At 70.8% G+C, this 11299-nt stretch carries 9 protein-coding genes; 7 read left to right on the top strand and 2 right to left on the bottom strand.

Translation table 11 applies throughout. The features are described from left to right. Positions 1-107 precede the first annotated feature (107 nt). Positions 108-698: a PAS domain-containing protein gene (locus tag OXS27_RS13475; protein WP_267356586.1), complete on the top strand. Its 591-nt coding sequence runs from the start codon at positions 108-110 to the stop codon at positions 696-698. Between the two features lie 27 nt (positions 699-725). Here OXS27_RS13475 and OXS27_RS13470 read toward each other — a convergent pair whose 3' ends face one another. Further along, a complete protein-coding gene (locus OXS27_RS13470) occupies positions 726-1949 on the bottom strand; it encodes an acyl-CoA dehydrogenase family protein (protein WP_267356584.1) in 1224 nt (407 codons plus the stop codon). 529 nt (positions 1950-2478) lie between these two features. Here OXS27_RS13470 and OXS27_RS13465 point away from each other — a divergent pair. From OXS27_RS13465 to OXS27_RS13455, 3 genes are read left to right on the top strand one after another with little or no spacing between them, the layout of a single operon-like run. Next, positions 2479-3453 (top strand): ABC transporter substrate-binding protein, encoded by a 975-nt coding sequence (locus tag OXS27_RS13465; RefSeq protein ID WP_267356582.1) that lies wholly within the window; start codon positions 2479-2481, stop codon positions 3451-3453. A gap of 4 nt (positions 3454-3457) precedes the next feature. Next, positions 3458-4510 (top strand): LLM class flavin-dependent oxidoreductase, encoded by a 1053-nt coding sequence (locus tag OXS27_RS13460; RefSeq protein ID WP_267356580.1) that lies wholly within the window; start codon positions 3458-3460, stop codon positions 4508-4510. 13 nt (positions 4511-4523) lie between these two features. Further along, a complete protein-coding gene (locus tag OXS27_RS13455; RefSeq protein ID WP_267356578.1) occupies positions 4524-5861 on the top strand; it encodes an LLM class flavin-dependent oxidoreductase in 1338 nt (445 codons plus the stop codon). Positions 5862-6017: 156 nt separating this feature from the next. On the opposite strand, the gene OXS27_RS13450 is transcribed toward OXS27_RS13455, so the two are convergent. Continuing rightward, positions 6018-7436, bottom strand: a complete 1419-nt coding sequence (locus tag OXS27_RS13450; protein WP_267356576.1) for a M20 family metallopeptidase — start codon at positions 7434-7436, stop codon at positions 6018-6020. 197 nt (positions 7437-7633) lie between these two features. Here OXS27_RS13450 and OXS27_RS13445 point away from each other — a divergent pair, with 197 nt between their 5' ends. The 3 genes from OXS27_RS13445 to OXS27_RS13435 are packed head-to-tail and all read left to right on the top strand — an operon-like array spanning position 7634 to position 11296. Further along, positions 7634-9424: a peptide ABC transporter substrate-binding protein gene (locus tag OXS27_RS13445; RefSeq protein WP_267356574.1), complete on the top strand. Its 1791-nt coding sequence runs from the start codon at positions 7634-7636 to the stop codon at positions 9422-9424. 14 nt (positions 9425-9438) lie between these two features. Next, on the top strand, positions 9439-10398 hold the full coding sequence (locus OXS27_RS13440) for an ABC transporter permease (protein ID WP_243917684.1): 960 nt from the start codon (positions 9439-9441) through the stop codon (positions 10396-10398). Then, a complete protein-coding gene (locus OXS27_RS13435) occupies positions 10364-11296 on the top strand; it encodes an ABC transporter permease (protein WP_267356572.1) in 933 nt (310 codons plus the stop codon). Before OXS27_RS13440 ends, OXS27_RS13435 begins: the two co-directional genes overlap by 35 nt. The last annotated feature ends 3 nt before the right edge of the window (positions 11297-11299 follow it).

Below are 11299 nucleotides of genomic sequence, written 5' to 3'. Positions count from 1 at the left end.
TGGGCAGCCGATTGACTGCTTGATGTGACCACAATTTAGTCGTGTGCTATCTCTAGTTGAAAGCAGACTGATTTGGGGGAATCGAGCCGATGCGAATGTCGGGAGGCGTGAGCGCCCATCCGGGGCACGAGGAGCTGCAGACCGTTCTCGACGATGCCGATACTGTGGGCCGCTGGCAGATCGACGTGCGCCGGGGCGTCGTGATGGCCGATCCCATCGTGGCCCAGCTGTTCGGCTTCACACCCGAGTTCGGCGCGCGGGGCATCCCGTTCGAGACCTTCAACAACGGCGTCCATCCGGATGACCGCGCGCACGTCATGGAGCACATCCTCGGATGCGCGGAGGCCGGCGGGTGGTTCATCGCCGAGCACCGGGTCTGCTCGGCCGACGGCCAGATCCGCCGGATCCTGGCCCGCGGAAAGTTCGATCCGGACGAGACCGGCACCGTGGTGGTGGGCCGCGGCATCGTGGTGGACATCACGCAGAGCGACGCCAGCGACGATCCGCTCGTCGCCTCGCGGATCTCCCAGGCGACGCCGCCGCTGGAGCAGGTCGTGGACCTCGTTCTGGCGAGCTACCGCACCCTCAAGGATCTGGGAGAGCCGAAGGCCGTGGCCCTGACCGAGGCGCTGCTGATGGAACTCGGCTTCTGCCTCGCCCGCGCCCAGGTGCGCGGCCGGCTCGCCCACATGCATTGACCGGATCGGCCACCCGGCGCGGAAGCGTCACGCCGTGCCGACCCGGTATTGCCGGGGCGGCGTCGCGCCCGTGATGGCGAAGGCGCCGACGATCCGGTCCCGGTAAATCCGCGGATTGTGGGACGCGATGGTCCGCGCGTTGCGCCAGTAGCGGTCGAGCCCGAGCCCCGTCTTCACCGCGGAGGCGCCGAGGGCGTCGAACAGCGTCGTCGTCGCCTGCAGCACGAGATCGGTCACCACGCTCACCGCCTGGTTGACCTCGACATCGGCGAGCGTCGCCGCCCGGTCGGCAGCCGAGCCGTCCCCGGCCTGGTGCGTTGCGTAGGCCCGTTCGAGCGCTTCGGCGGCCTTCAGCACGATGGCGCCGGCCGCGTAGGCGTTGCCCCGGACCCGGCCGACCACCGCCTGGATCTGCGGATCGTCCGCGGTGCGCCCGGCATTGCCGTGGCTGTAGACCCGGGTGCGTTCGGCCACCAGCCGGGCCACGTCCTCGGCCGCCGCCCGGCCGATCCCGGCGAGGGTGGCGAGGTGCACGAGCTGGAAATACGCCATCGCGTAGGGGAAGCGGGGCGCATCCGGCTTGATCAGGTCCGGATCGAGCACGACGCCCGCGAAGGTCGCGGTGCCGCTGGCGGTCAGCGCCTGCCCGAACCCGTCCCAATCGTCCACGATGGTCACGCCGGGGGCCCGCACCGGCACCGCCGCGGTCACGGCCTCCCCGGCCTCATCCTCGGCCGCGAGGTGAATGTAGTCGGCAAACAAAGAGCCGGTGGTGTAGAACTTCCGGCCGTCGACCACAGGATGTCCGTCCCGGTGGCGCACCACCGTGTCGAACGCGCCGACCTTGGCGGGGCCGGTCTCCGAGACGCCGCTGCCGATCGTCGCCCCGGCGGCGATCCGCGCGATCCAGGCGGCGCGCCATTCGGGCGACGATGAGCAGAGCGCATCCTCGGTGAAGCCGAAATGCGCCCGCAGCGCGTTGGTGACGTTGGAATCGGCGCTCGACAGCTCGATCAGCAGGGCGAACAGTTCGGGCAGGCTGGCGCCGTGGCCGCCATCCTCCGGGGCGAGCCGCAGGGTCGTGAAATTCGCCTCCCGCAACCAGCCGATCTCGGCATGGGGCAGGCCGCGGGTCCGGTCCCGCTCCGCCGCGGTGGCCCGGATCTCGGCAAAGACCGGGCGGAAGCGCTCGGCCAGCGCCTCGTAGCGCGCGCTCGGACCCGCGCCCCAGCCCGCTTCCGTCTGCGACATGGCACCCATTCCCAATTCCAAGCCTGCCCAATTCCAAGCCTGCCCAATTCCAGGCCTGCCCAATTCCAAGCCCGACCGATGGGCCGAGCCATGGAATCGCGAAGTTCTTTTCCGATCTCAAGAGCGAACCGACGTTCGGCCGCGCCTTTGGAAGCGTCATTCCCCTATGGACGCCATCGGAATACTTTCATCTTGCGCGCGGTGGGTTGAGGAGAAAACGGTTTCCCGTGTTCGACGCAGTCGTTTCCCGTTGCCGCACCGAGGACGCCGGCTCATCCGGGATACGCGCGATCACCGCGGGCGCAGGTTGTCGGCTATCAATCGAAACAGCATCGCTGCCGATACGATCCGATGAAGGATCGACTTCCACGAGCGGCGGAAAGATCGAAAAACTGTTTCATTGATCCGGAAATCGACTTCGGCCACCAATGGAGGCGGTCGCGATGCGGCGAAGAGCTTCGCCGACTCAGCGCCGAGCCCAAGTCTCCCGCCCCTCATCCCACCTGACCCGATGCCCCCCGAGCGCCCGATGACCGACGAAACCCTGTCCCGGCGCCGGCTCCTGCGCGCCGGCCTCGGCGGAGCTGCCGCCGTGGCGCTCGGCGCGCCGTCCGTGCACGCGGCGCCGCGTGAGGTGAAGATCAGCATGCAGCGCTCCTCGGTGCTGTTCACCGTGCTGAAGGTGAAGGGCACGCTGGCCGAGCGCCTCGCGCCGCTGGGCTTCGCGCCGAGCTGGCACCTGTTCACCAGCGTGATCGAGCCGATGACGGCCGGCGCGGTCGATATCCACGCTGACGTCGCCGATGCGGTGCCGATCTTCACGCAGGCGGCCCGGGCGCCCCTGACCTTCTACGCCCGCGAGCGCGGCGCGCCGGCCGCCGAGGCGATCATCGTGCCGGCGGACTCGCCGATCCGCACGGTGGCGGACCTCAAGGGCCGCACGGTCGGCGTGTCCCGAGGCTCGGGCAGCCACTACGTGCTGGCCGCTGCCCTGAAGCGCGCCGGGCTGACCTTCGCCGACATCAAGCCGGCCTATCTCCAGGCCCCCGAGGGCGCGGCCGCCTTCGAGCAGGGCAGCCTCGACGCGTGGTCGATCTGGGACCCGTTCCTCGCCTTCGCGGAGGCCAAGCGCCCGGTGCGGGTCATCGCCGACGCCACCGGTCTGACCAGCTATCACCGCTACTACCTCGTCAACGACAGCTTCGTCGCCGCACAGCCGGAGGTGGTGGCCACGATCTACCGGTCGCTGGTCGAGGCCGGCGCCTGGATGCGGGCCAACCCCGAGGCGGCCGTGGCGCTGCTGGCCCCGATCTGGGGCGACCTGCCGCCGCCCGTCGTGGCCGCCGCCAACAGCCGCCGGACCTACGCGGTCGAGCCGGTGGAGCGCAGCCAGCTCGGCGAGCAGCAGGCCATCGCCGACGTGTTCCACGAGGCCAAGCTCATCCCCCGCCGGATCGACGCCACCGCGGTGCCGATCTGGCAGCCGCCGGCCGGGCGGGGCTGAGCCGATGGCCGGTTCCGTCACCGCGCCCCGCTTCGGCATCTGGGCGGCCGTCCACGGCTCCCGGGCCGCGCACCACGATCCCGACGAGCCGGACGACGCCAGCTGGGAGCGCAACCGCGCCCTGGTGCTGGAGGCCGAGGCCCTGGGCTTCGATTCCGTGCTGGTCGCCCAGCACACGATGAACCCCTACGACGCGGAGCGGGACCAGCTGGAGGCCTGGACCGCTGCGGCGGCGCTCGCGGCGCTGACCCGCCGCATCGAGATCATCGCGGCGATCAAGCCGGGGCTCTACCATCCGGTGGTGCTCGCCAAGATGGCGCTGCAGATCGAGCATATCAGCGGCGGCCGCTTTGCGCTGAACCTCGTGAATGCCTGGAACCGCGCCGAGTTCGTGCGGGCCGGACTCCCCTTCCCCGCCCATGACGACCGCTACGCCTACGGGCGGGAATGGATCGGCCTCGTGGACCGGCTGATGCGCGGCGAGCGCGTCACCTTCGCGGGCGCGCACTTCCAGGTCGAGGATTACCAGCTCCGCCCCGCCGGTACGGTCCGGCCCCGGCCGACCCTCTATGTCGGCGGCGAGTCCGAGCCCGCCCGGGCGCTGGCGGCCGACCACGCCGATGTCTGGTTCATCAACGGCCAACCGCTGGCCGACGTCGCAGGCCTGATCGCCGACGTGGCGCGGCGTCCCGCGGCCAACGGCCCGCTGCGCTACGGCCTCTCGGCCTTCGTGATTGCCCGGGACACCGACGCGGAGGCGCAAGCCGAGCACGCGCGGCTCCTCGCCCTGGCGCAGCGCGACGCGGACCTGCGCGCCGACACCCGCGCCCGCACCGACACGGCCAGCGTGATGTTCGCCAAGACCGACGCGGCCGCCGCCCGACATGTCGGCACCAACGGCGGCACCGCGGCCGGGCTGGTGGGCAGCTACGCCCATGTGGCGGAGCGGATCCGCGCGTTCCACGCCGCCGGGATCGACCTGTTCATGCTGCAGTTCCAGCCGTTCGAGGCGGAGATGCGCCGCTTCGCCGGGCAGGTTCTGCCGCGCGTCCGCTGACCCGAGCCCACCCATGACCGGCCGCACCCTGCATCTCAACGTCAACCTGCTGCATTCCGGCGTCTACCCGTCCGCGTGGCGGCTGCCGGGGAGCCAGCCGGACGCCTTCGTGGATATCGACCACTTCATCCGCGTCGCCCGTGTCGCCGAGCGGGGCAAGCTCGATGCGATCTTCCTGGCCGACACGCCCGCGATCAACGACCGGATCGACTACCGGCCGTTCAACGCCCTCGAACCCACGGTGGTGCTGGCGAGCATCGCGGCGGTGACGCGCCATGTCGGCCTCGTGGCCACCGCCTCGACGACCTACAACGAGCCGTTCAACCTCGCCCGCCGCTTCGCGAGCCTCGACCTCGTGAGCCGCGGCCGGGTGGGCTGGAACGTGGTGACCACCGCGGACGCCGCCGCGGGCCGCAATTTCGGCTTCACGGGCGCCTCCGAGCATGGGGCGCGCTACGCAAGGGCACGGGAATTCACCGACCTCGTCCACACCCTGTGGGACAGCTGGGAGGACGACGCGTTCCTCGGCGACACGGCGAGCGGCCGGTTCATCGACGCCGACAAGGTCCACGCGGTGAACCATCGCGGCGCGCACTACACCGTGGCCGGTCCGCTCACGGTGCCGCGCAGCCCGCAGGGCCGCCCGGTGACCTTCCAGGCGGGCGGCTCGGAGGACGGGCGCGAACTCGCCGCCGCCACCGCGGACGCGGTGTTCTCGCTCGCCCAGACCATCGCGGACGGGGTGGCGTATGCCCGGGACCTGCGGGCGCGGGCGGCGCGCTACGGGCGCGGGCCGGACGCGCTGGTGATCCTGCCCGGCCTCGCCACGGTGATCGGCTCCACGGAGGCCGAGGCGCGGCGGCGCCAGGACGAACTCTGGGATCTCGTGCCCCTGGAGTACAGCCTCGCCCGGCTCGCCGGGACGCTGCGGATCGACCCCGCGCGGCTCGACCTCGACAAGCCTTTGCCCGACCCGCTGCCCCTGCCGCCGGACGCCAACCACACGATGTTCTTCGGGACGGTCGCGCTCGCCCGGCGGGACGGGCTGACGGTGCGCCAGCTCCTGCGGGCTTTGGGCGGCGGCGTCGGCCACCGCATCGTGGCGGGCACCCCGGAGTCGATCGCCGACGATATCGAGGCGTGGTTCCGGGCGGGCGCGGCGGACGGCTTCAACCTGATGCCCGACGTGCTGCCGGACGGGCTGGAGACCTTCGTGGACGCGGTCGTGCCGATCCTGCAGCGGCGCGGCCTGTTCCGCCGCGACTACGCGGGCACGACCCTGCGCGACCATCTCGGGCTGGCGCGGCCACCGAGCCGCTATGCCAGCGGCGGGGCTTCGCTGTCCGCCTGAGGCGGTAGGGTTGCCAAATTCACGCGTCATGAGCTGCGATACGGCAGCACGATGAGGCGCGGGTCCCCTCTCCCGCACGGGAGAGGGAGCACGTTGCGCCCTCCGGTCAGCGTCCGTGGTCCGCCCGGATCCCGGACCATCTGTGCCCCCTCCACCTCACGCCAGCGACATGCGCAGCGGCGGCTCGACCTCCGGGGGCAGCGGCGAGACATAGCCGGCCGCGCCGCGCCGCCGGGCGAGATCCGCCTGGGCGGCGTCCCGCAGGGCCGCATCGGTCAGCGCCCGGGTGCCGGTGGCCGCCATCGCCTTGGCGACCTGCACCATCGCCTTGTGGGCCGCCGGGGTCTTTCCCTGCGCCACCACCTGCCAGGTGTGGAACGGCGTGCCGATCGCCACGGTCGGGGCATGCGCCTGCACGGTCGGCACCACCCAGCTCACATCGCCCACATCGGTCGAGCCGATCGCGGGGTTGCGCGGGGCGTCGAGCGGCACGAGGAAATCCGCGAGCGGCGCCTCGGTGCGCGGCATCCCGATCGCGCGGAACACCGCGTCGATGTCGCCGTCGCCGAGCGTCGCCCGGATCTCGTGCGCAAAATCCCGGTCGGCATCGTCGAAGGGGGGCGGGCCCAGCTCCTCCATCACCCCGTGGAGCGCCTGCTCCAGCGGCGTGTTGCCCAGGAGGTTCGACACGGCGCTGACGATCCGCACCTCGACCTCGGTCTCGGTCATCAGCGCGGCGCCCTGCGCCACCTTTTTCACCCGCTCCACCAGGGCCAGCATGCCGGGCAGATCGCGGGCGCGGATCGAGTAGCGCACGCGCGCCCGCGCCTGGACGACGTTCGGCGCGATGCCGCCCGCGTCGAGATAGGCGTAGTGCACCCGGGCATCCGAGGGCATGTGCTCGCGCATGTAGTTCACGCCGACGCTCATCAGCTCCACGGCGTCGAGCGCCGAGCGTCCGAGATGCGGGGCCGCCGCGGCGTGGGCGGTCCGCCCGGTGAAGGTGAAATCCGCCCGCGTGTTGGCGAGCGCGGCCGGCGGCGCCACCTCCCAGAAGCTCGCCGGGTGCCAGGAGATCGCGATGTCGGCATCCGCGAAGGCACCGGCGCGGACCATGAAGGCCTTGGCGGCCCCGCCCTCCTCGGCCGGGCAGCCGTAATAGCGCACGCGCCCGGGGGTGCCGGTCTCGGCGAGCCAGTCCTTGACGGCGGTGGCGGCCAGCAGAGCCGCCGAGCCGAGGAGGTTGTGGCCGCAGCCATGGCCGTGCCCGCCCGGTTCGATCGGCCGATGCTCGGCCACGCCCGCCTCCTGCGACAGGCCGGGCAGCGCATCGTACTCGCCGAGGAAGGCGATGACCGGCCCGCCCTCGCCGGCCTCGCCCATCACCGCGGTGGGGATGCCGGCGACCCGCTCGGTGACGCGGAAGCCCTGGTGGCGCAGCTCGGCGACGTGCTCGGCGCAGGAGCGTTCTTCCGTGTAGCAGACCTCCGGCATGCTCCAGACCCGCTCCGACAGGGCGATCAGCCGCTCCTTCCGGGCGTCGACATGGCGCCACACGGTGTTGCGGTTATCCATCGTGTCGTCTCCCGGTGTGGTACCGATCGAACCCGCGGCACCCTGGCGGGCGTTCCTGCATGCAGGGCCGGGGCCAGGAAGGCGTCCGGAATGCAGGATCGTCAACACGTTTCGCGGGACGCGTCACTGGCCCGCCCCTTGCCAAGGGCACACTCGGAATGATGCTGTGCCGGTCGCGGCGGCAACCAGGAATGATCATGGACGAGCGGGATCTGCACGGCCTCATCGGACGTGTGAAGGACGGCCGCCTGTCGCGGCGTGCCTTCGTGCAGCGGATCGTGGCTTTGGGCCTCACCGCGCCGATGGCCGGGCTGATGCTCGCCGGCAACGGGGTCGCGATGGCGGCCGATATCCGGGCCGGCTACAAGCCGACCAAGGCCGGCGGCGGCGGCGCGCTCAAGCTGCTCTGGTGGCAGGCGCCGACGCTGATCAACCCGCATTTCGCGATCGGCACCAAGGACCAGGACGCCTCGCGGATCTTCTACGAGCCGCTCGCCGCCTGGGACGCGGACGGCAACCTTGCGCCGGTGCTGGCCGCCACGATCCCATCCAAGGAGAACGGGGCGCTGGCCGCCGACGGCCGCTCGGTGGTCTGGACGCTCAAGCCCGGGGTGAAGTGGCACGACGGCAAGCCGCTCACCGCCGACGACCTCGTGTTCACCTGGGCGTATGCCCGCGACCCCGCCACCGCGGCGGTGACGGCCGGCTCCTACAAGGATTGCAAGGTCGAGAAGATCGACGACCTCAGCGTCCGGGTCGTGTTCGACAAGCCGACGCCCTACTGGTGCGACGCCTTCGTGGGCATCGTCGGGATGGTGCTGCCGCAGCACCTGTTCGGCCCCTATAGCGGCGCCAAATCCCGCGACGCGCCGCAGAACCTCGCCCCGGTGGGCACCGGCCCGTACCGGTTCGTGGAGTTCCGGCCCGGCGACATCGTCCGCGGCGAGCGCAACCCGGATTACCACCTGCCGAACCGGCCGTATTTCGACACGATCGAGATGAAGGGCGGCGGCGACGCGGTCTCGGCCGCCCGCGCGGTGCTCCAGACCGGCGAGTACGACTACGCCTGGAACATGCTGATCGAGGACGAGGTGCTGAAGCGCCTGGAGACCGGCGGCAAGGGCCGGGTCGACGTGGTGTACGGCGGCAAGCTGGAATTCCTGCTGCTCAACGCCACCGACCCGAACGTCGAGGTGGACGGCGAGCGGTCTTCGATCACGACGAAGCACCCCGCCTTCTCGGACCCGAAGGTCTGCCGGGCGCTGAATCTGCTCGTCGACCGCAAGTCGATCCAGACCTTCATCTACGGCCGCACCGGCAGGGCCACCGCCAACACGGTCAACGGCCCGGAGCGCTTCGTCTCGAAGGATACCAGCTTCGCCTTCGACCCGGCACGCGCCAACGCGCTGCTCGACGAGGCCGGCTGGACCAAGGGTTCGGACGGCATCCGCGCCAAGGACGGCAAGAAGCTCAAGCTGGTCTTCCAGACCTCGATCAACGCCCCGCGCCAGAAGACCCAAGCGATCATCAAGCAGGCGGCCGCCAAGGCCGGCATCGAGATCGAGCTGAAATCCGTGACCGGTTCGGTGTTCTTCTCGTCCGACCCGGCCAACCCCGACACCTGCACGCATTTCTACGCCGACATGGAGATGTACGCCTACAGCATGACCCAGGCCGATCCGGCGATCTGGCTGCTGATGTACGCCTCCTGGGAGGTCGCCCAGAAAGCCAACAAGTGGCAGGGCCGCAACGTCGTGCGCTGGCGCAACGACGCCTACGACAAGGCCTACAACGCCGCCCAGAGCGAGCTCGACGCGGTCAAGCGCGCGGCGCTGCTCATCACCTGCAACGACCTCGCGGTCTCCGAGAACGTGCTGCCGCTGATCCACCGGGCCGAGGTCTCGGCGGTGGGCGCCACGCTGACCGCGCCCCGCAGCGGCTGGGACAACGACCTGTCGTTCCTGCCCGATTGGTACCGGGAGGCCTGAGCGGGAGCGGGGCCATGGGCGCCTACATCCTGCGACGCCTCCTGATCGCGATCCCGAGCCTGCTCGGCATCAGCCTGATCCTGTTCACCGTCCTGGCGCTCGCGCCCGGCGACCCGTTCGGCGAACTCGCCAGCAACCCGAACGTGCCCCCGGAGGTGCGGGCCGCCCTGCGGGTGAAGTTCGGCCTCGATGACCCGATCTTCACCCGCTACCTGCACTGGCTCACCGCCATGCTGCACGGCGATTGGGGCTTCTCCTTCGCCAGCCGGGTCAACGTCGATGCGCTGATCCTGCAGCGGCTGCCGACGACCCTGTTCATCGTCGGCTCCTCCCAGGTGCTGGCGCTGCTGATCGCGGTGCCGGTCGGCCTCTATGCGGCGCGCCGGCCCTATTCGCTGGCCGATCAGGTCGCCAACACCCTGGCCTTCGTGGGCTTCTCGCTGCCGACCTTCTTCACCGGCCTGCTGTTCATCCTGCTGTTCTCGATCAAGCTCGGCTGGCTGCCCTTCGTCTACCAGGCCGACCTGCCGGGCTCCGGCCTGCCCTGGGTCTGGGCGAACATCCGGCAGGCGATCATGCCGGTGGCGGTGCTGGGCTTCTTCCAGGCCGCCTCCTACACCCGGTACGTGCGCGCCTCGGCGCTGGACGTCGCCCGGCTCGACTACGTCACCACGGCCCGCGCCAAGGGCCTCTCCGAGGGCACGGTGACCCGCCGGCACATCGCCCGCAACGCCCTGATCCCGGTGGTGACGCTGGTCGCCCTCCAGATCCCGGCGGTGTTCGGCGGCGCCATCGTCACCGAGCAGATCTTCCGGATTCCCGGCATCGGCTCGCTGCTGATCGACGCGATGCTGGCCAACGACACGCCGGTGGTGATGGCGGTGACCTTCGTGTTCGCCGGCCTCGTCATCCTGTTCAACCTCGTCGCGGACCTGCTCTATGGCTGGCTCGACCCTCGCATCGCCCTCCGATGAGGCGATGGCCCCTGCCCGCGCACCGGCCTCGCCGGGGCGGGAGACGTGGCGGCGCTTCCCGCGGCATCGGCTGGCGCTGGCGAGCGTCGGCGTGCTGGCCGTACTGGTCGCCGGCGTGATGTTCGGCGGCCTGCTCTGGCCGGTCGCCATCGACGATATCGACTTCGCGGCCCAGCTCCAGGGCCCGTCCTGGGATCACCCGTTCGGCACCGACGACCTCGGCCAGGATCTCTTGGCCCGGATGATCCATGGCGGCCGGATCTCGCTTGCCGTCGGCTTCGCCGCCATGGCGGTGGCGAGCCTGATCGGGGTGCTGGTGGGCGCGCTGGCCGGCATGTCGCGCCGCCTCCTCGACCCGGTGCTGATGTGGCTGACCGACCTGTTCCTGTCGCTGCCGCAGCTGCCGCTGCTGCTGCTGGTGATCTACCTGTTCCGCGACAGCCTGAAGGCCGTGTTCGGCACACAGGGCGGCGTGTTCCTGATGATCGTCGCGGTGATCGGGGGCCTGCGCTGGATGCCGGTCGCCCGGCTGGTGCGGGCGCAGTTCCTGACCTTGCGTGAGAAGGAGTTCGTGGAGGCGGCCCGCTCGCAGGGGGCGACCACCGGGCACCTCGTGCGCCGCCACATCCTGCCGAACGCGCTGGGGCCGGTGATCGTGGCCGCCTCGATCGAGGTCTCGGCGGCGATCATCGCGGAATCGACGCTCTCGTTCCTGGGGCTCGGCTTCCCGCCCGACATCCCGACCTGGGGACGCCTGCTGTTCGACGCCAAGGACCACCTCGACGTGGCGCCGCATTGGGCGCTGTTCCCGGGGGGCGCGATTTTTTTGACCGTGCTGTCGATCAACTTCATCGGCGACGGTCTGCGCGATGCGCTCGATCCGCGACGGGTTCTGTGACGG

Origin of the sequence: Methylobacterium sp. GC_Met_3, from assembly GCF_026540775.1 — a bacterium.
Taxonomy (GTDB): domain Bacteria; phylum Pseudomonadota; class Alphaproteobacteria; order Rhizobiales; family Beijerinckiaceae; genus Methylobacterium.
Note: the sequence above shows the minus strand (reverse complement) of the source record. Positions and strands in the feature narration are given on the sequence as shown.

What these genes read in the sequence shown, in the direction of transcription:
- OXS27_RS13460 (WP_267356580.1), top strand. Translation starts at nt 3,458, where the DNA reads ATGGCCGGTTCCGTCACCGCGCCCCGCTTCGGCATCTGGGCGGCCGTC.
- OXS27_RS13450 (WP_267356576.1), bottom strand. Translation starts at nt 7,436, where the DNA reads ATGGATAACCGCAACACCGTGTGGCGCCATGTCGACGCCCGGAAGGAG.
- OXS27_RS13435 (WP_267356572.1), top strand. Translation starts at nt 10,364, where the DNA reads ATGGCTGGCTCGACCCTCGCATCGCCCTCCGATGAGGCGATGGCCCCT.
- OXS27_RS13455 (WP_267356578.1), top strand. Translation starts at nt 4,524, where the DNA reads ATGACCGGCCGCACCCTGCATCTCAACGTCAACCTGCTGCATTCCGGC.
- OXS27_RS13470 (WP_267356584.1), bottom strand. Translation starts at nt 1,949, where the DNA reads ATGTCGCAGACGGAAGCGGGCTGGGGCGCGGGTCCGAGCGCGCGCTAC.
- OXS27_RS13440 (WP_243917684.1), top strand. Translation starts at nt 9,439, where the DNA reads ATGGGCGCCTACATCCTGCGACGCCTCCTGATCGCGATCCCGAGCCTG.
- OXS27_RS13445 (WP_267356574.1), top strand. Translation starts at nt 7,634, where the DNA reads ATGGACGAGCGGGATCTGCACGGCCTCATCGGACGTGTGAAGGACGGC.
- OXS27_RS13465 (WP_267356582.1), top strand. Translation starts at nt 2,479, where the DNA reads ATGACCGACGAAACCCTGTCCCGGCGCCGGCTCCTGCGCGCCGGCCTC.